Source organism: Novosphingobium sp. PY1 (assembly GCF_017312445.1).
Lineage (GTDB): Bacteria > Pseudomonadota > Alphaproteobacteria > Sphingomonadales > Sphingomonadaceae > Novosphingobium.
In genome coordinates this window covers 20399-39123 of record NZ_BLTI01000016.1, presented here as the reverse complement: position 1 = coordinate 39123, position 18725 = coordinate 20399, and the positions used below count along the sequence as shown (strand labels likewise).

The window sequence follows — 18725 nt, the reverse complement described above, 5'->3', positions numbered from 1 at the left end:
GCCTCGTCGATCAGCTTCACGCAGCCGCCTCAAGCGACGCACCGGCCTCGCGGGCGCGGGCCTCGCGCTCGGCACGGGCCTGGGCGTGGCGAAGGCGGCGGGCACGGTGCTTGCGGCCGATCCAGCTGCGCCAGATCAGGCCGGAAAGAACATAGCCGAGCGCGGAAGCGACGATGGCAAGCACGATGAAGCCGACGGCAGCGAACCCCGCGGACTGGGCGAACCAGACGAGCGTATCCCAGCCGCTGTGGTCCATGCCGCTGCCGACCGCGGACGCCACTCCCGTGGGATCGACATGCAGGAAGAAGCGACCGACCCGATTGGCGACCACCACCCAGAACGGCAAGGTGAAAGGATTGGTTACGAAGGTAACGAGCGCGGCGATCGACACATTGGCGCGCGCTGGAAGCGCGAGGAACGCGGCAAGGAAGATCTGCCCGACAGGGACGATGAAACCGGCGAAAAGCCCAAGCGCCACCCCGCGCGGCACCGAGCGGCGGGTATAGCGCCACAGTTCCGGGCTGAGCACGCGGTGGGCAATCGGCGCTATCCAGCGATTGCGCTCGAAATCCTCCCGCGACGGCATGCGCCGGTGCAGCGAAGTGGAGATGCGACGGAAAATGCCACTCACGAATCGAAATCCCGACCAGAACGCCTGAGCCTTGCACGATGCTTGCGCCCTATCCAGAAACGCCAGAACCATACAGTGACAAAATAGCTAACGACGGACGCTACCACCGATTGCACAAACAATCCGATAACGATGGCCGGCGCAGTATCCGAAAGCAGCCACGACCACCATTCGTGCACGCCCGCACCTGAACGGACCATGGCGTTCACGGTTTCGACATCGGCGTGAAAGCCGAAACTGTTTCCGATTGCTACGGCCAGCGGCAGAATGATCAGGATCGTCGTGAACGGATTGCTGATGAAGGTAACCGCGGCGGCCAGCGGAATGTTGCCGCGAACCGGCACGCACATCAACGCAGCGCCCACGATCTGCACGCCGGGGATCAGCGCGAAGATGCCGACGAACATTCCGACGGCAACGCCGCGCGGGACCGAGCGGCGGGTAAAGCGGAACAATTCGCGTCGCCGCGAGATGGGAGCGGTAAGCCGATTTGCCTCGAGTTGCTCGTGCGTGGGCATCTGGCGATGGAGCCAGGCTGACAGGCGGGTCAGCAGCGCGCTCATCCGTGGTCCCGCAAGATCCTGCCCTGCTCGCGCTTCCAGTCGCGTTCCTTGATCGTGTGCCGCTTGTCGGCGGCGTTCTTGCCCTTGGCAAGCGCGAGTTCGACTTTCGCCCGCCCCCGGCTGTTGAAGTAGATCGACAGCGGCACCAGCGTCATGCCCTTGCGCTCGACCGCACCCTGCAGGCGCGCGATCTCGCGCTCGTGCAGCAGCAGCTTGCGCGGCCGCTTGGGCACATGATTGTAGCGATTCCCGTGGCTGAACTCGGGCACGTTGGAGTTCACCAGCCAGCATTCGCCGTTCTTGATCTCGGCATAGGATTCGCCGATCGATCCCTCGCCGAAACGCAGCGATTTCACCTCCGTGCCGGTCAGCGCGATGCCGGCCTCGAAAGTGTCTTCAATGTGATAGTCGAAGCGGGCCTTGCGGTTTTCCGCGACGCTCTTCTTCTTGTCGAATGTCTTGTGCTGCGGGCGTGCCATGTCGGTGCGCCATGTAGGGATTCAAAAGCGAAAAGGAAACGCCCCTTCGGGACGAATTGCAGCGCGCTTGTGCCGAATTCCCCGGCGCCTTCAGTACAGGTCCCGAAAGGCGCGCACAGCAAGTCCTGCCGGGATGCACATTACAAAGATTTAAACGGAGAAGCCGGGCTGCCCGACTTGCCTTGCGGCATCCTTCCCGAAATACCGAATCGCGAATATCGGGGGGAATTCAGACAAGTGCGAAAGATACTTCTTGCCACGGCGAGCCTGATTGCTGCGCCCCTTCCATCGCTTGCCGATGCCGCACCGCCACCGCTCGAGGCTTATGGAGAGTTGCCCAGCGTCGAGGATATCGCGATCTCGCCCTCCGGCAACCTCGCCACGATCGCCTGGATTGCTGGTATGCGCCGGATCGTGACTTTCGATCCTACGGGGCGCCCGACGATCAATGCGCCTACCGGCGATGCCAAAATCAGGGGCCTGAACTGGGCGGATGACGACATTCTCCTGATCACCAACAGCGCAACCGTCGGCCTCGGACCCTACTTCGCGGCGAGTAAGTACGAACTGTCCGGGACGCTCATCCTCTCTGTCAGCAACCCCAAGCCCGAACTCGTTTTCGCCGGAACCAGCTCCATCGCCAACACGACCCGGGGCAGTTACGGAATCCGCAGGATCAACGGCAAGACTGTCGGCTACTTCGGTGGCATCGGCATGGGGCGTTCTATGGGCAACTCCTATTTCAAACATGGACGCGCACTGCTCTATGCGGTTGACCTGCCCACCAACAGGGCGCGGCAAGTGGCCAGCGCACCTGCCGAAAACCACTACAGAGACTGGCTGGTCGACACCCGGGGTCAGGTCGCGGCGACACTCGACATCGCCGATTTCAACGGCTCCTGGCAGATCGAGAATGCCAATAACGAAGTAATCGCAAGCGGGATCAGCGCCACCGGCGACGTCAGCCTGTTGTGGTTCGGATACGACGGTTCGACGGTCATTTACGCAACGGAAGACGAAGATGGATCGTCGCACTGGTTCGAGGTTCCCCTGGCAGGCGGACAGGCGCGGGAAATCCTCGCCGACGTTGCCGTTTCTCGCACTTACGTAGATCCGGCGAGCAGCCGCATGCTCGGCTACCGCGAGCGCGGCGACGAGCCCAAGGCGGTAATGGCCGATCCAAAGGTGAACAGCACGCTCGCCAAGATCTTCGCTGCCTTTCCAGGCCGCAGAATCAGCCTCAAGGACTGGACACCCGACTTTTCGAAGATCCTCGTACGCACCGAAGGCAATCGCGACAGCGGAACCTGGTTCAAGGTCGATCTGGCCACCCGCAAGGCCTTGCCAATCGGCGATGAACGCCCGGCGATTGGCCCCGACGACGTCGGCCCGATTTCGCGCGTCAGCTACACCGCGGCAGACGGACTGGAGATGGACGGCATCCTGACCCTGCCTCCCGGCCGCGAAGCGAAGAACCTTCCGGTCATCATGCTTCCGCACGGCGGACCCTCGGCTCAGGACGATATCGGCTTCGACTGGTGGGCGCAGGCCTTCGCCTCGCGCGGCTATGCAGTTTTCCAGCCCAATTTTCGCGGCTCCACCAACCGCGACGATGCCTTCCGCCACGCCGGGGACGGGCAATGGGGCCGCAAGATGCAGACCGACATCACCGACGGGCTGGCCGAACTGGTCCGGCAAGGGATTGTCGACCCACGCCGCGCCTGCATCGTGGGGGCCAGCTACGGCGGCTATGCCGCGCTTGCAGGCGTTACGCTGCAGCACGGATTCTACCGCTGTGCGGTTTCGGTTGCCGGCGTGTCCGATGTCGACCTGATGTACCAGTCCGACCTGACCGAAAGCGGCCGCTCGCGGATGACCGGGCGGGCGCTTCGCGCACAGCTGGGCGACAGCAAGTCCTACGAAGAGATCTCGCCGCGTCGATTCGCGGACAACGCCGATGCGCCGGTCCAGCTGATCCACGGCAAGGACGATACCGTCGTCCCGTTCAAGCAGAGCGCAGTCATGGCCGACGCGCTCAAGGACGCTGGCAAGCCTTACGAGATGGTCGTGCTTGACGGCGAGGATCACTGGCTCTCGCGCAGCGAAACCCGCAAGGAGATGCTGAGCGCCGCCATGCGCTTTGTGCAGGAGCACAACCCGGCAAATTGACGACCGTCCGCCGAACCGAGCGGATCGCCGGACGGTAAGGGTCAGAGCAGGCCGGCGTGGACCAGAGCTTCGTCGACCGCGGCGCGGGCCTTGTCGTTGCAGGGGACGAGCGGCAGGCGCAGTTCGTTCTCGATCCAGTCATGGACCTGCGCCAGTGCGTACTTGCATGGGCCCGGCGAGCTGTCCTCGAACATGGCATAGTGCAGCGGATAGAGCAGGTCGTTGAGGCGGCGCGATTCCTCGAGGTCGTTGGCCGCGCAGGCAGCCTGGAACTCGGCACAGAGCTTGGGCGCGACGTTCGCCGTCACCGAAATGCAGCCGACGCCGCCCGCCGCGTTGAACGGCAGCGCCAGTTCGTCATCGCCGCAAAGCTGCACGAAGTCCTTGCCGATGCCGCGGCGGTGATCTGTCACGCGGCTGAGGTCCCCGCTCGCATCCTTTATACCGATGAAGGTATCCGGGAAACGGCGCGCCAGTTCGCACACCGTCTCGGGGCGAAGGTCCGTCACGGTACGGCCCGGCACGTTGTAGAGCACGATAGGCAGCTCAGCATTTTCAGCCAGATAGCTGAAATGGGCGAGCAGGCCCTCCTGGCTCGGCTTGTTGTAGTAGGGCGCAACCACCAGTGCGGCAGCGGCTCCGCACTTCTTCGAAAAATTCATGTGGAGAAGCGCATTCATCGTATCGTTGCTGCCGCAGCCGGCAATGATCGGCACGCGCCCGGCCGCCTGCTCGATGCAGACCTCGATGACGCGGTGGTGCTCGGCGTTGGAAAGCGTCGAATTCTCGCCAGTCGTGCCGCATGGCACGAGCGCGGAGGAGCCGCATTCGATCTGCCAGTCGACCAGGCGACGGAAAGCCTGCTCGTCGAACGCCCCGTCGCGAAACGGTGTGACAAGAGCAGGAATGGACCCCGAGAACATGGACTTTACCCCAACTGACGTTCATTGATCGTCCGGCAATCGGCCCCGGAATCCCGGGAACCTGATGCACGGACTTCGTGTTCAGCGCCTGATAAGGAGCCTTTTCCCAAAATGTCCAGCATGCAGCGAATATCTCCCCTCATCTTGCTTGCCTCGACCGCGCTCATGAGCGTTCCCGCGATGGCTCAGGAAAAGGGTGTCGATGGCCGCGAATGGGACCTGGCGCGGGCGCGGTCGATGCAGAATCACGACATGCGCGTGCACCAGTCGATCGATAACTGGAAGGTCCTAGTCGCCAACGGCAACCTCGGCTTCTCGACGTATTCCAGCTTCCTGCTGACCTATCCTGGCTACCCGCAGGAAGAGAAAATTCGCCGGTTTGCAGAGCAGGCGGTGCTGCGCGATTCGCCCGAGCCGCGCTCGGTCGCCGCCTTCTTCGATCGCTTCCCCCCGCTCACCAGCAAGGGCGCGGGACGCTATGCCACCGCGCTTGCCGGGTTGCGCCGTCCCGATGCCAGGGAAAAGGCCGTCGCCGCCTGGCGCGCCGGCTCCCTCGATCCGATGGACGAGACGAGCCTGCTCACCCTCTACCGCAACGTCCTGACCCCGGCCGACCACGATGCACGGATGAACGAACTGCTCTGGCAGGGAGAAACGTCGCAGGCGGAACGTCAGGTCTCGTTCGTGTCCTCGGCCAACCGCAATGCCTTCATGGAACGGCTGTCCCTTCTCCAGGGTTCGGCTCCGGGCAGCCTGGGCCTGACCCTGCCCCCGAACATCGGCCGCGACCCCGGCTACGTCTACAACCGGGCGGTTCAGGCGCGCAAATCGGGCGGCATGTCTTCGGAAATCAACCTGCTGGCCAATCGCCCGCCGCTGTCCGAACCCGTTCCCGAACCGGAAAAGTGGGTAAAGGAACTGCTGGTCGCTGCGCGCGGGGCCGGCACCGAAAGCGCGGTGAAGATCGCCGAATCGATCGATGACGCGTTTGCTCCTGGCACCGACATCAGCCAGCTCTCCTATCGCCTGAGGGACGATTACACCTCGCTCGTCTGGCTGGGCGGCACCAAGGCGCTGTGGGATCTGGGCAATCCGCGCCGCGCGGCGCCGCTGTTCTACCGGTACGGCGCTGCGGCGCAGACCCCGGGCACGCGGTCCAAGGGCTTCTACTGGGCCGGGCGCGCCATGGCCAAGGCAGGCGATACCGCCGGAGCCAACCGCTATTTCGAGATGGCCGCCGCCTATCCGCAGTATTTCTACGGTCAGCTTTCGCTCGAACGGCTTGGCCGCCCCCTGCCCGACCTCGACACGATGCCGCACATCGTCCCGACCAAGGCCGAACGCGAAGCCTTCATGAAAAAGCCGATCACCGATGCCGTGCGCGATGTCGCGCGCGACGGTGACTGGCGCACCACGGTCCAGTTCTTCCGCGAAATCTCGGATGCCGCGCAGACGGCGTCCGACCACGTTCTCGTCGCCGAGCTTGCCCAGGAAATCGGGCGGCGCGACCTGGCCGTCATCCTCGGGCAGAGCGCCCATGCCGACGGCTTCGGCGAGTTCGGCGAAATCGCCTTCCCGCTGATCCCCAATCCGCCGGGCACAGACTGGACCATGGTCCACGCCCTCACCCGGCAGGAAAGCCAGTTCGCGCAGAACGCCGTGAGCCATGCCGGCGCGCGTGGGCTGATGCAGCTCATGCCCGGCACGGCGCGCGAACAGGCCGGCAAGATGGGCCTGAGCTACGACCCGACCTCGCTCACCAGCGATCCCAGCTACAACATTCGCCTGGGCGACGGCTATTTCGCGCGGATGATGGACTACTACGGCGGCTCGACCCCGCTGGCCGTGGGGGCCTACAATGCCGGGCCCGGCAACGTGAACAAGTTGCTGCGCGCCAATGGCGATCCGCGCACCGGCTCGATCGACTGGATCGACTGGATCGAGCAGATCCCGATCTACGAGACCAAGAACTACATCCAGCGCGTGCTGGAAAATGCCGTGGTCTACGAAACGATCTATCCGGCAAAGTCCCCCTACAAGGGACAGACCCCGCTCAGCCACCTGATGGGCAAGCGCAAGCCGGGCTGACCCGCACGCTCGGGTCCGTGCCCGGCGGTTCACAAGTGTGGCGGCAGGCTTTGCCTGGGCCCGGTTCCTCGCTTAAGGATAGCGGTCTATGCAACCTGCCGGACCACCGATCACCCCTGCCGGAATGGCCGCGCTGCGCGCGCGCTATGACCACCTGCTCGGTACCGAGCGGCCAGAGATCGTCGAGATCGTTTCGTGGGCGGCGGGCAACGGGGATCGTTCGGAGAACGGCGATTACCTCTACGGCCGCAAGCGCATGCGCGAAATCGACCGCGAACTGGGCCACCTTGCGCGCCGCATGAAAAAGCTGCGGGTGGTCGATCCCTCACGCCAGACCGAGCGCGACAGGGTTTTCTTCGGCGCCACCGTCACGATTGCGGACGAGGACGACAGCCACAAGACCATCACCATCGTCGGCGACGACGAGCAGGACGCCAGTACCGGCCGGATCGGCTGGAGCGCCCCGCTCTCGCGCGCCTTGCGCGGTGCGGCGATCGGCGATCTCAAGACCGTGCGCCTCCCGTCCGGCGAGAAGGAATGGGAAGTGATCTCCATCGAGTATCCCTAGTATCGCAATCGGCGCAGGCCGGAGGTCGGCATGGCTCTACGTCACAGGATAATCGGCAAGGCCGCGCGGGTGTACTGGCGCCTGTTCAAGCCGCGATCCCTGGGCGTGCGGGCGATCGTGTGGAACGGCTCCGGGCAGCTCCTGCTTGTCCGCCACACCTACGGCAACTTCTGGCACCTGCCGGGTGGCGGCGCAAAGAAGGGCGAGAGTTTCGAAGTCGCGCTGCGCCGGGAACTTGTCGAGGAAATCGCCCTCAGCGACCTCATTGTGGAACGCGTGGTCGGCATCTATCACAATACGCGCGAGCACAAGGACGATCACGTCGTCATCTTGGCCGTGCACACCGAGCAGGCCGCTCGCATCGCCGACCCCAACGAGGTGCGCGAAATCGGCTGGTTTTCGCCCGATGCCCTGCCGCCGGACATTTCACCCGCGACCGCCCGGCGCATCGGGGAATACCAGCGGGGCGAATTCGCCCTCGAGCCCTGGTAGCCCCGGCGGCATGCCAAGGCTTCGATCCGTGCCCCGCCCTGCCGGGGGTCACGATCGAGCGCCCGTGCGTCCGAGGACTTTCCCTCGCCCCATCGGTCAGCCTATAGCGCCGACGATGCCTCATTCGCTTCGTCCGGTCTTCTCGCTCCTGATTGCCGCCACGCTCGCCGCCTACGGGGGCTCAGCTTCGGCGCGAGAGAGCCTTGGGCTATACGGCACCTGGGGCGCCTTTCGCGATCCGGTGGTGCCGCGCTGCTATGCAATCGCCATGGCCGAGCCGAGCGCATTGCGGCGCGATTATCAGCCCTATGTCGCTGTGGGCACCTGGCCCCGCCGCGGCGCGCGCAACCAGCTGCACTTCCGGCTGTCACGCAAGATGGCGCAAAACCCGCGCATTTCGCTGAGTATCGGGGGTAAGCGCTATGCCCTCATCGGCGGCGGCGGCGATGCCTGGCCGCGCGACGAAAATGACAATGCCGCGATCATAGCCGCGATGCGGTCCGCCACGAAGATGTCCGTCAGTGCGCAAGGGGCCCAAGGCGGACGCTTCGGCAACAGCTGGCCGCTCGCCGGCGCCGCCTCTGCCATGGATGCAGCCCTGATCGGCTGCGCGCAGCTGCGCTGATCCGGCAGGAAAAAGGGCGGGAGCATGACGCCCCCGCCCTCCTCTCTCCAAACCCGGGGCAGGATCAGAAGCGGACGCCGACGCCCGCAACGACCTGGTGACGATCGAGGTCGAGGTCGAAACGCTGACCGTCGGGGATGTCGCCGGTGTAGTCCAGCTCACCCTTCTCGTAGTTCGAATAGCGGTACTCGAGCTTGGCGAAGACGTTGTTGCTGACCGCCTGCTCGATGCCCGCACCGATACGCCAGCCGTCCGCATCGATATCGCGGTTGGTCACGACCGTGCCGTCGCCGTTGCGAACGTCGAACTTGGCGTTGGTGTAGCCGCCCTTGGCATAGACCATGGTCGAGGGCGACACCACGTAGCCCAGGCGCGCACCAAGGTAGAGGTCGCGGTTGGTCTTCACGTTGCCGATGCCGAAGCCTTCGAAGTCGCCGTTGTCGAACTTGGTCTTGGCGGTCGACCAGGTTACTTCGGCTTCGGGACCGACAACCACGTTGCCCATCTTGAAGTCGTAACCGGCGCCCACGCCATAGAGAAAGCCGTCGATCGACTGGTCGTTGTCGATGGAGGAATCGTCGTCGATGCTGCTGCCGGCCTTGCTCACGTCATAGCCTGCGAGCCCTTCGACGTGGAAACCCTCGAAGGGCTCGGCCGGACCGACGTCCTGCGCCATGGCCGGAACCGATGCGATGGCACTGCCGGCGGCGAGACAAACAAGGATCTTCTTCATGTGTAACTCCAATTCTTCTTCAACGGCAGGTTGCGCCTGCCTGGACCGATGGAATGCCTAAGGGCCGAGAGGAGTTTCATGAACGTAAGACAACGAAATCATTGATGTTTTTTGGCAACACCGCATCGACGAGATGCCTCTTCAAAGCGCCGGACGGCGGGAACCGAATGCGAACATTCGGCGTTCGCGGGCGCCTGCATGCGCTTCATGAATGTCTCGGAATCCTGCACCCTTCCGAAATGGCGCGCCTTGCACTATATGGCCGCCAATCATGTCAAACACGAAACTCATGCCGATCCCGGGGCACATAGACCCCGTGCCCGTCCCGCGTGACGTCACCCCGCGCGAGGATGGCCGCGTCGATCTCATCGGCCTGCCCAAGAAGCGCATCGCCGAACTGTTCGAGCAGGCGGGTCTGGACGCCAAGGCCGCGAAGCTGCGCGCCAAGCAGGTGTTCCACTGGCTCTACCATCGCGGCGTGACCGAGTTCGAGGCGATGACCGACATCGCCAAGACCATGCGCCCCTGGCTGGCCGAGCGTTTCGTCATCGGCCGCCCCGACATCGTCGAGGCCCAGCACTCCAGCGACGGCACGCGCAAGTGGCTGCTGCGCACCGCCGACGGGCACGACTTCGAGATGGTCTTCATTCCCGACGCGGACCGCGGCACGCTGTGCGTGTCCTCGCAGGTCGGCTGCACCCTGAACTGCCGCTTCTGCCACACCGGAACCATGCGGCTCGTGCGCAACCTCACTGTCGGCGAGATCGTCGGCCAAGTCATGCTGGCGCGCGATTCACTGGGCGAATGGCCCAAGGGCGCGAACGACACCCGCCTCGCCACGATGGCCGGTCTCGACGAGGAAGAGGACGAAGGCACCTACTCGGCTGACGGGCGCCTGCTCACCAATATCGTGATGATGGGTATGGGCGAGCCGCTCTACAATTTCGACAACGTGCGCGACGCGCTCAAGCTCGTCATGGACGGTGACGGCCTCGCCCTGTCCAAGCGCCGCATCACCCTGTCGACCTCGGGCGTGGTGCCGAAAATGGCGCTCTGCGGCGAGGAGATCGGCGTAAACCTCGCCGTCTCGCTCCATGCCGTGACCAAGGAGGTGCGCGATGAGATCGTGCCGATCAACAAGAAGTTCGGCATCGAGGAATTGCTGCAGGCCTGCGCCGACTATCCCGGCGCATCCAACGCCCGGCGCATCACCTTCGAGTACGTCATGCTCAAGGACAAGAACGACAGCGACGACGACGCGCGCGAACTGGTCCGCCTGCTCAAGCACTACAGGCTGCCGGCCAAGGTCAACCTGATCCCGTTCAACCCGTGGCCGGGTGCTCCCTATGAGTGCTCGACACCCGAACGCATCCGGTCATTCTCGAACATCATCTTCGAGGCGGGCATCTCCGCGCCGGTGCGCACCCCGCGCGGCCGCGACATCGATGCCGCTTGCGGCCAGCTCAAGACTGCTGCGGAAAAGAAGAGCCGCGCCGAGCTGGAACGCCTCTATGCCGAAAAGGAACAGGCGCTCGGCTAAAGCGGGCCGCCTGTGATCGGGCGGGATCGGAGAACAGGACTGGCAAAGTCAGTGAGGCATGGGCCCGGCGACGGACTGCGCCCAAGGCTATCTCAGCGAATGGCGCGGCTACTAAAGCTGGCAGAACCCGGAACCGTCCAACCGCGAGGAACTGCCCCGGAAAGGAAACGGGGTGGGCCAGGCCCACCCCGCGTATCTCAAAGACCGTCGAGGCCCTTGCTGACCAGAATATTCACCTCAACGCGGCGGTTCTGGGCCTTACCCTCGACAGTGTCGTTGCTCGCCAGCGGATCGGCTTCCGACATGCCGGTGGGCGTGAGCATGCGATAGGGCTTCCAGTGGCAGGCCTGCTGCAGGTAGTTCACGACCCGGCCAGCGCGCTTCTCGCTGAGAACCTGATTGTAATCCTCGTTACCGGTCGAGTCCGTGTAACCCACGACCAGCAGCAGCGCATTATCCATGCCCTCGGCCTGGGCGGCCGTGGCGCACAGCGCGTCCTTCGCCTGCGGCGAAAGCGCCCACTTGCCCGTGTCGAAGTTCACATTGGTCGTGCCCTTGATGTTGTACTTGTCGATGTCACCCATGCGGCTGCGCAGCGCGTCGGTAGCGGCAGTCTGCTCGGCAAAGCGCTGGTCGGTGCCGTTGTGGATCATCGCCGCGGTCTTGAGATCCTTGCTCTTCAGGTCGATCTTGCTGGCCACGAGACCATAGCCCGACTGCAGCGTTTCCACGCTGACCGGCAGGCCATTGACGAGCGAAGTCGCTGCCAGTTTATCCTTGTCAAGGCCCAGGAAACCGCCAGTGGCCTTGATCACGGTGGCATCGTTGATCACGATGACCGTCTTGGTGCCATCGGCAGAAGTCACCTGCATCTTGTCGCCGCTGCGCGCCGAGATGAATCCCTCTACCTCGGGTCCTGCGGTCATCTGCGAAGTGTCTGCAGCACCGGTGTCATAGGTAGTCGTCAGAACATCGCCCTGCGAGGGATCCTGCGACTGCGCGAAGCTGCCGGTCGCCGGCAGGCTAAGCATGGCCAACATCAACATGGCCTTCGGACTTTTCGAAACGACACTCATTACGTTACTCCTTCAATTTGTATCAGCCGGCCCTGCTTGTTTGCGGCACTCAATCATGCCGGGCCCCGTGATTGCATCTCCGGCTGTCGGAAATCTGTTCACCCCGGTTTAGTAAGGTGTGCTACAGGACTGCAGCACATGAACGGCATTCGTGCGTGTTCAGGTCGTCCTTTCTGGCAGATGAACGTGCATGGCAGTAGCGCCGGTTGCGCAGTTAATTCGACCGCGATGTGCGACGAGTCGAGCCGGATCGCACTAAACAAACCCACGATCATGCCATGGTTAATTTACCATGACAGAACCGGCGAGTCATGGCTTGAAGTCGCGGCTCGCCATCCGATTCGCAACTGATATCGCGGGACTTTTCTCAAGTCGAAAGTTCCGGCCATTGGCTGGCCATTGGCTGACGCGAGCTTGGCACCTTCATTTAAGCATCTATCTTCAATCGTTTTTCTTTGAACCTGCGCCAGTTCTCGGATCATTTGAGTTCAACAGGGTCCCAAGACACCCGGCTCAAGCCGTTGGGCAAGCCGCCCCTGGATGGAGATGACTTACCCTAGCGACCGGCCTGCTTGCGTGCGGCATGACTTCCCAACAGCGCTCAGCCCGAGGCCAGTTCCCAGTTGCCGGTAGACATATATCCAGCGGTTCCAAGCGGGTACCGTGTGCCGACCGGCGATCCAGAAAAAAATGGCAGCCAATCGGAATTGGCTGCCATCAGTCTGATAGGGTTAAACCATTTCTGGATAGCCCATCGGGTCGCACCGGACATTTACTTCAAGAAGCGTCATGCCAAATTGTAAAATTACGACATTCAGGTACTGAATCCCGTATTTACTCATGACTGTGAATAACTGTCCCTTTTTAGGCCAGTTATCGTACCATCGTTTACGCCCCTCCTGACAAGTCATTGCAAGCCGGATTCTGAAGGTCACCTTGGCGTCCCCCATCAATCTTTACTTGCCTTACAGGAACCTCGTCCGATCGCGGGACGAAACTGCGATATATGACCTTTGATAGAGCATGAATAATACGGTATTAACCACGCTAACGACAGGTCTGCCATATAGCAGGAGGATTGAGCATGGGAATTTTGCGAAGCTTCAAGGGGCTCTTGCGCGGCCATCGCGGTCGTCGCTCGTCGCTGGACATCGAAACGGCTGTGCGCTGGCACAAGCATGCGGAAAGCAATCAGGCCATCGGGACAGCCCTGTGCGCCGAACCTGCTCCAAAAATCAAACTCACTCAGATGCACTGATCCGGCAACCGGCATAGCAGGCTCCACCGGAGAGCCCGGGAAAACCACGAACGCTTCCGTTCCTCACACTTATGCAAGAGTGAGGAATATGACCGACAGTCATCCCGGGAACTATGCGCATGCGGAAGTTCTCGGAGGGGTTCAGCGCCGTCGGCGATGGGCCCCGGAACAGAATCTCCGCTTGTGAAATAAGCGGCCCACGACGGCGAGACCATCCGCCTGCGCCAGCGCAAGACGAAGGTGCCGATCGTGATCCCGACGAGCGGACCTCTGAAGGTAGCGCTGAAGGCCGAATAGGATCGATACGCGCAGGAGAACAAGGATCTGGCGGAAACCATCCTCGCGACCGTGCACGGCACCGCCTGGACCGAATCGGGCTTCCGCGCCTCATGGCGAAAGGCGCGCATCAAGGCAGGCGTAACGGACGTCACCATCCACGACCTGCGCGGCACCGCAGTGACCCACTTGGCCATCACCGGCGCCACGGTTCCCGAGATCGCAGCGATCACCGGACACAGCATGAAGGAAGTCGGGAGCATCCACGGCGCCCACTACATGCACCGCGATCCCGCACTGAGCGAAGCGGCCATCCGAAAGCTCGAAGGGAAAACAATTTCTCCCAACCAAACGCCCGACTGCCCGGGCGATCTTGTCTTAAATCTGGAGGAAATTCTTTAAAATCAATGGTAGCGGAGGAGGGATTCACACGAAAAACATAAGATACTGATTTATAACAACGTTCTTGATCGTCGTGCCGATAATTCCGCTCAATCCACCCCCAATTTTACCCCTTCGCGACAGGCCGTGCCGAAATATCGACAGGCCGACATGCGCGATCCCTGCTACGCCCGAGAACGCGGCTGTTTACAGTGTGATCGCAGAAAGGACCGCAGACTATCGACAAACACCACGGTTGCACGGCCGACCTTGGCTGCCTCGATGTCGCCGGAAGCGATGAGCTGGTAGATCTTGGATTTGCTGAGCCCCGTCATCCGTACTGCGTCGGGAATGCGAACGCTTATCGGCCCAATCGGGGGCGCGTCGTCGCCATTCGTTGCAGGCTGCCGGGCCGACATCGGACTATTTCTTACGTGCCCGGCTGAACGAGCGGTCGCTCGCCAGGAAGCCGCTAAGCATGAATGGAATGAGGTCCGGTACGGACTCGCGTCGGCCGTAGGCCGCCTCATAGGCCTCGGCGTAGTCGTTCAGCGCTTCGATGAGATCCGGCATGACGTTGATCGTGATCTTAGCCGGCGTCCGATCGGGCAGCCTTGGCAGCTTCAAATCAGCCATGACGGCCTCCCCAGGGTCCGGGCAATATGATGTCTTTGTGCACGACCACCCGTAGCGGCCAGCCGGGACGCACGCGCAAGGTCGGCTGGATATTGAGATTGCGCGTGACGAGCTGATCGCCGGCGCGCGCGCCGCTCTGCTGCGCTGACTCGCGGATCGCCCGGACAAGGTCGCTTTCGGTGCTGCCGAAGCTCAATTCAGTGCCGACGCCCAGCAGTGTCGACAGGGCGACGCCCTTCAGAAGTTGCCAAGTATGCCGGTCGATCCGGTCGGACAGACCCGCATAGCCCTGCGTATCGGTCGCCGGCACATTGTCGATACGAATCGACGAGCCGTCGGGCAGGATAATCCGCTGCCAGACGACCAGCGCACGGCTCTGCCCAAACGCTACAACGCTGTCGTAGCTGCCGATCAGCCGCGATCCTTGCGGAATGAGCAGACCGCGCCCGGTCACACTGTCATAGACGTTCTCCGTGATCTGCGCGGTGACGAGCCCGGGAAGATCCGAGTTGAGCCCGGTTATGAGGCTCGCGGCAATGATGCTGCCGGCCTGCAAGGTCCAAGGCGATACGGACTGCGCCAGCGCGTGCGGATTGATGTCGTCGTCGCGATTGGCGTGGCCGACCAATTCGTTCTTGCGCCCCTGGGCGTTAGGATCTCGGTCAGGGTCGAGGAGCGGCTTGGCAGTCTCGGCCGATGCTGGCGGAACACTTGCATCGGTAGTCACCGGTGCAGGGGCGGCGGCGCGACCGCCGCCCGCCAATTGCAGCATGACGCCAGACTCGCGTGCGGCCTTCTGCTCAGCGGCGATGCGCTGGCGCTCGGCTTCGGCTTCCTGCGCGGCCCGGCTCACCGCATCGGCAGCGGGGTCAGGGGGAACCATCCCGCCAAGCTGCCGCTGGCGCTCGAGGATCGGCCGCCCGAGATCACCGGGAAGCGGTAGCCCGAGCTTCGGCACGTCGCCATAGCTCGTCGGCGCGCCCGCGAGCGCATCAGGCGGCGCCTTCGCGCCAACCAGCTTTTCATCGCTTCGTGCGATCAGGCTCAGGGTCGCGGGCTTGAGCGCCAGCCAGGCGACGCCGATGATCGCGGTCGAGCCGGCGGCAGCGATGGCGACGATCGCACCGCGGCGAAAACGGGTGACGCGGCCCGGCGCCGCGCGCAGAACGAGCGTTTCGGGGTCGGCTTTGGGCGCCGCGATCGGCGCGGAAGAAGCGGTTGGATCGGTCACGCGCCCCTCCCGGCCTTGCGCTGCCGGCTCTTCGGCTGGGCGGCGGTGATACGGACAATCTGCTGTTTCTTGCCGCCAAGGCGCAGCTCGGCGACACCGAACAGGCGGTCGACCACATAATAGCGGCCGGCGACGCGATAGTTGACGAGCTGGGCCTCGCCATCCTCGCCAATCACGAACAGCGGGGGCGCCTCACCCACGGCGATCGCAGGCGAGAACTCGATGTAGGTCTGCCGCCCATCGTCGAACGCGCGCAGCGGCCGCCAGGCCGGCTTGTCGCCCGAGATCGCATAGTTGAAGTTGAGGCTTTCGACCGAGAGGCCCGACGCGATCGGCGTCGCCGCCACGGCTGCATCGCGCTGACGCCGGAGCGCGATCAGCTCGTCATGTGGATAGGTCCAGGAGATCGCCGCCATCGCGGTCGCGGGCGTGCTTTCGAGCTGGAGATGGTAGGTCCGGCGATCGGTAGCAATGACAAGGTTTGTGCGTAGGCCCGCCGAAAACGGCTTGACGAGGATGTGCACGCGCTTGCTTTCGCCGATGCCGCTGGTGGTATCGCCGACAGTCCAGCGCACGGTGTCGCCGGCGGCGACGGACACAATCGTTTCGCCCGGCTGCAAGGCAATGTCGGTGATGCGCTCGGGCGCGGCATAGAGCCGGTAGAGCACGCCTTCCGCCCAGGGATAGACCTGGACGGCATATATATATCCCGCGCTCGACGGCTCGCGCAGTGCCGCCCGGTTGGCGGCAGTGACGCGCGCGGTGGGTGACGCGGGTTCGCGGCTCTGCGCAGCGACGCCCATGGCAAGCGCCATCGCGCTCGCCGCCAGGATGAGGGCACGGATCATTGGTCGGTCCTTTCGGGGGATGGTGCGGCTGCGGGTTGAGCAAGGGTCGGATCGAGCGGCGAGCCCAGCGGAATGTCGGTGGGCGGCGCGACCGGGAGTGATTGTGCGGGATCGGGCACGGCCGATGGTTGCGGCGAAGGCGGCCGGTCCTGAGGCGTTTCCAGTTCGCGGCTCCAGTCGATCGCGTCAACATAGAGACCGAGCGGGTTTTTTCGGAGCACATCGGCCAAGCGCGGCGGCTTGATCTTCACCGTGAGCATCGCCGTCCAGCGTGACGTGCTGGCGAGGCTTCCCCGCTCATATTGCTGCTCGGTCCATTTGACCTGGAAGCTCGTATCCGACGCGCGGACGACGCTCGTCACCTGCACCGAAACCGTCTTGCGCCCGACATCGGCGAACGGATTGGAGGTGCGGGCATATTCGCCGAGGAACAGTGACGCACGTTCGGTCGCGAAATCATAGGCTGATAGCCAGTTTTCACGCATCAATACCGGATCGAGCGAGCGCGCTCGAACGCCGGTGATGAACCGGCCGAGGAACCATGCGATCTGCGGATCGGTCGGCCGATAGTCCTTGGCGGCAGGCGCGACGGCCTGTGCTTGCCCGAGTGCATCGACCTCGACCACATAGGGCACGACGCGGCTTTGCATCGATTGCCAGACCAGCGCGCCCGACAGACCAGTGGTCAGGAACAGGCCGCCGAAGGCCATCAGCCGCCAGTTCTTCGCCTGTGCGCGAGCCGAGCCGATACGCTCATCCCAAAGCTGGCCCGCTCGTTGGTAGGGTGTCTCGGGTTCGGGCGTTCGCCCATAGCGCTGCAATGCGCGTCGAAATTTCATCGCTCAGTCCCTTTCCTTGATGTCTGGAGTGGCGCCAGCGCCGCCGCGGTCGCCGCCCTGGATTGCGTGGATCGCCATCTGGCGGCGGTGGCGAGCATTCTGGCTGGCATGAAGCTTCTGCGCCCAGGCGGGTGTTCCTTCAGCTGCGCCTATCGGCGCGGCTGCGGGGGCGGCGCCGCCGGCACGGGTGCTTCCTGCTTCCCATGCGGCGCGCTGCCCACGATCGGCGGCAGCGCTAACGCCGAGACCGCCGCTCATCCGGTTGGCAGCCGCGCCGCGCATGGCGGTCGCAACGCCGCCGAGGCCCGCGCCGACGCTGGTCGAGCCCGAGGTTTCCTGCCCGAGCTTGTAGGCAGTGGATGCGGCAGACCCCATCGATGTACCGGCGCGGATCGCGCCGAGACCGGCCCCCGCGAGACCGCGTGCCGCGCCGACGGCGCCAGCGCCTGCCATCGCAAGACCTCCGCCGGCAAGCACGGTAGTGGCGATCACCGATCCGGCGCCGAGCTGCGGCGCGCCGGCGACGAGGCCGGATGCGATTCCCGGGCCGAAGATGGAGAGGCCAAAGATCGCGAGGCTCGCGAGCATCAGCGACACGGCCTGTTCGATCGACACCTCGTCGCCGGTGATCGCACTGGTGAAGTCGGCGAAATAGTTAGAGCCGATGCCGACGATGACCGCGAGCACCATGACCTTGATGCCCGAACTGACGACGTTCCCGAGCACCCGTTCGGCGAGGAACGACGTGCGGTTCCACAGCGCAAAGGGCACGAGCACGAAGCCGGCGAGCGAAGTAAGCTTGAATTCGAGGATTGTGATGAAAAGCTGGATCGCGAGGATGAAAAAGGCGGCGATGACGACGACCCAGGCGATCACCAGCACGGCGATCTCGATGAAATTGTCGAAGAAGGCGATCGGGCCAACCAACTCCTTCGCCTGCTCGAGGAGCGGCCATGCTGCCTCGAAGCCGGTCCCGGCCAGCTTGCCGGGTCGCAATAAATCGTCAGCCGTAATCGCGCTGCCCCCTGCGGTGAGGCCGAGGCCGGCGAAGCTGCGAAAGATGATATCGGACAGTGTCGAGAAGCTGTTGAGGATCAGGGCGAAGACGCCGACATAGAGGATCTTTTTGAGGAACTTGGCGATGACGTCGTCTTCGCCGCCGAGCGCCCAGAACAGCCCGGCGAGCGTGATGTCGATGCCGATCAGGATCGTGGTCAGGAAACCGACGTCACCGCCCAACAGGCCGAACCCGCTGTCGATGTAGGAGGCGAAGGCCTCCATGAACTGATCGATGACATTCAGGTCATCCATATGGGCGGGTTCCTGCTTGAAGTTGAAAGGTGTCGCGGGGACCGGCGGCCATGAGAGG

Annotated in this window: 21 protein-coding genes; 9 read left to right on the top strand and 12 right to left on the bottom strand. The window is 63.5% G+C overall.

Translation table 11 applies throughout. From position 1 onward, the window contains the following. Positions 1-16 precede the first annotated feature (16 nt). The 3 genes from J3474_RS19865 to smpB are packed head-to-tail and all read right to left on the bottom strand — an operon-like array spanning position 17 to position 1673. Positions 17-586, bottom strand: a complete 570-nt coding sequence (locus J3474_RS19865; RefSeq protein WP_013834052.1) for a DUF2062 domain-containing protein — start codon at positions 584-586, stop codon at positions 17-19. Between the two features lie 41 nt (positions 587-627). After that, complete coding sequence (locus tag J3474_RS19860) at positions 628-1194, bottom strand: DUF2062 domain-containing protein (protein ID WP_013834053.1); 567 nt, start codon at positions 1192-1194, stop codon at positions 628-630. Continuing rightward, the gene (gene smpB, locus J3474_RS19855) at positions 1191-1673 is read right to left on the bottom strand and encodes an SsrA-binding protein SmpB (protein WP_007014746.1); all 483 of its coding nucleotides are present in this window, start codon (positions 1671-1673) and stop codon (positions 1191-1193) included. The genes J3474_RS19860 and smpB overlap by 4 nt, the downstream gene beginning before the upstream one ends. Positions 1674-1910: 237 nt before the next feature. Between smpB and J3474_RS19850 the strand changes: the two genes are divergently transcribed. After that, complete coding sequence (locus J3474_RS19850; protein ID WP_308632980.1) at positions 1911-3842, top strand: prolyl oligopeptidase family serine peptidase; 1932 nt, start codon at positions 1911-1913, stop codon at positions 3840-3842. 41 nt (positions 3843-3883) lie between these two features. Here J3474_RS19850 and dapA read toward each other — a convergent pair whose 3' ends face one another. Beyond that, positions 3884-4765 carry a 4-hydroxy-tetrahydrodipicolinate synthase gene (gene dapA / locus J3474_RS19845; protein WP_207095337.1) on the bottom strand — a complete coding sequence of 294 codons (882 nt, stop codon included), beginning with the start codon at positions 4763-4765 and terminating at the stop codon, positions 3884-3886. Positions 4766-4930: 165 nt separating this feature from the next. On the opposite strand from dapA, the gene J3474_RS19840 reads away from it, so the two are divergent. The 4 genes from J3474_RS19840 to J3474_RS19825 all read left to right on the top strand — a co-directional run bounded on the left by J3474_RS19840 (position 4931) and on the right by J3474_RS19825 (position 8538). Further along, a complete protein-coding gene (locus tag J3474_RS19840; protein WP_376706548.1) occupies positions 4931-6853 on the top strand; it encodes a lytic transglycosylase domain-containing protein in 1923 nt (640 codons plus the stop codon). An 88-nt stretch (positions 6854-6941) separates the two neighbouring features. Then, positions 6942-7421: a transcription elongation factor GreB gene (gene greB, locus J3474_RS19835; protein ID WP_013834057.1), complete on the top strand. Its 480-nt coding sequence runs from the start codon at positions 6942-6944 to the stop codon at positions 7419-7421. Positions 7422-7451: 30 nt separating this feature from the next. Beyond that, positions 7452-7913, top strand: coding sequence for an NUDIX domain-containing protein (locus J3474_RS19830; protein WP_207095335.1), 462 nt, complete (start codon positions 7452-7454; stop codon positions 7911-7913). A gap of 115 nt (positions 7914-8028) precedes the next feature. Then, entirely contained in the window at positions 8029-8538 is a 510-nt protein-coding gene (locus J3474_RS19825; protein ID WP_041559074.1) for a hypothetical protein, read from the top strand. Positions 8539-8602: 64 nt separating this feature from the next. Here J3474_RS19825 and J3474_RS19820 read toward each other — a convergent pair whose 3' ends face one another. Beyond that, a complete protein-coding gene (locus J3474_RS19820) occupies positions 8603-9271 on the bottom strand; it encodes an outer membrane protein (protein WP_007014739.1) in 669 nt (222 codons plus the stop codon). Positions 9272-9542: 271 nt separating this feature from the next. Here J3474_RS19820 and rlmN point away from each other — a divergent pair, with 271 nt between their 5' ends. Continuing rightward, positions 9543-10811 carry a 23S rRNA (adenine(2503)-C(2))-methyltransferase RlmN gene (rlmN, locus tag J3474_RS19815; RefSeq protein ID WP_207095334.1) on the top strand — a complete coding sequence of 423 codons (1269 nt, stop codon included), beginning with the start codon at positions 9543-9545 and terminating at the stop codon, positions 10809-10811. A gap of 197 nt (positions 10812-11008) precedes the next feature. Here rlmN and J3474_RS19810 read toward each other — a convergent pair whose 3' ends face one another. Beyond that, on the bottom strand, positions 11009-11887 hold the full coding sequence (locus J3474_RS19810) for an OmpA family protein (protein ID WP_207095333.1): 879 nt from the start codon (positions 11885-11887) through the stop codon (positions 11009-11011). Positions 11888-12025: 138 nt separating this feature from the next. Between J3474_RS19810 and J3474_RS19805 the strand changes: the two genes are divergently transcribed. The 3 genes from J3474_RS19805 to J3474_RS19795 all read left to right on the top strand — a co-directional run bounded on the left by J3474_RS19805 (position 12026) and on the right by J3474_RS19795 (position 13823). Continuing rightward, positions 12026-12238, top strand: coding sequence for a hypothetical protein (locus J3474_RS19805; protein ID WP_148275041.1), 213 nt, complete (start codon positions 12026-12028; stop codon positions 12236-12238). A gap of 733 nt (positions 12239-12971) precedes the next feature. Further along, complete coding sequence (locus J3474_RS19800; RefSeq protein WP_158511869.1) at positions 12972-13145, top strand: hypothetical protein; 174 nt, start codon at positions 12972-12974, stop codon at positions 13143-13145. Positions 13146-13469: 324 nt separating this feature from the next. Further along, positions 13470-13823 carry a tyrosine-type recombinase/integrase gene (locus J3474_RS19795; RefSeq protein WP_256437864.1) on the top strand — a complete coding sequence of 118 codons (354 nt, stop codon included), beginning with the start codon at positions 13470-13472 and terminating at the stop codon, positions 13821-13823. Between the two features lie 164 nt (positions 13824-13987). On the opposite strand, the gene J3474_RS22925 is transcribed toward J3474_RS19795, so the two are convergent. Genes J3474_RS22925 through trbL form a run of 6 tightly spaced genes read right to left on the bottom strand, consistent with a single transcriptional unit; the run spans position 13988 to position 18667 of the window. Further along, positions 13988-14221, bottom strand: coding sequence for a helix-turn-helix domain-containing protein (locus tag J3474_RS22925; protein WP_051035681.1), 234 nt, complete (start codon positions 14219-14221; stop codon positions 13988-13990). Positions 14222-14225: 4 nt separating this feature from the next. Further along, on the bottom strand, positions 14226-14438 hold the full coding sequence (locus tag J3474_RS19785) for a DUF2274 domain-containing protein (RefSeq protein ID WP_017499928.1): 213 nt from the start codon (positions 14436-14438) through the stop codon (positions 14226-14228). Further along, on the bottom strand, positions 14431-15669 hold the full coding sequence (locus tag J3474_RS19780; RefSeq protein WP_017499929.1) for a TrbI/VirB10 family protein: 1239 nt from the start codon (positions 15667-15669) through the stop codon (positions 14431-14433). Before J3474_RS19780 ends, J3474_RS19785 begins: the two co-directional genes overlap by 8 nt. Next, a complete protein-coding gene (gene trbG, locus J3474_RS19775) occupies positions 15666-16517 on the bottom strand; it encodes a P-type conjugative transfer protein TrbG (protein WP_006635655.1) in 852 nt (283 codons plus the stop codon). The genes J3474_RS19780 and trbG overlap by 4 nt, the downstream gene beginning before the upstream one ends. Beyond that, a complete protein-coding gene (gene trbF / locus J3474_RS19770; protein WP_026108910.1) occupies positions 16514-17356 on the bottom strand; it encodes a conjugal transfer protein TrbF in 843 nt (280 codons plus the stop codon). Before trbF ends, trbG begins: the two co-directional genes overlap by 4 nt. Before the next feature lie 3 nt (positions 17357-17359). Continuing rightward, the gene (gene trbL, locus J3474_RS19765) at positions 17360-18667 is read right to left on the bottom strand and encodes a P-type conjugative transfer protein TrbL (protein WP_017499931.1); all 1308 of its coding nucleotides are present in this window, start codon (positions 18665-18667) and stop codon (positions 17360-17362) included. Between the last annotated feature and the right edge of the window lie 58 nt (positions 18668-18725).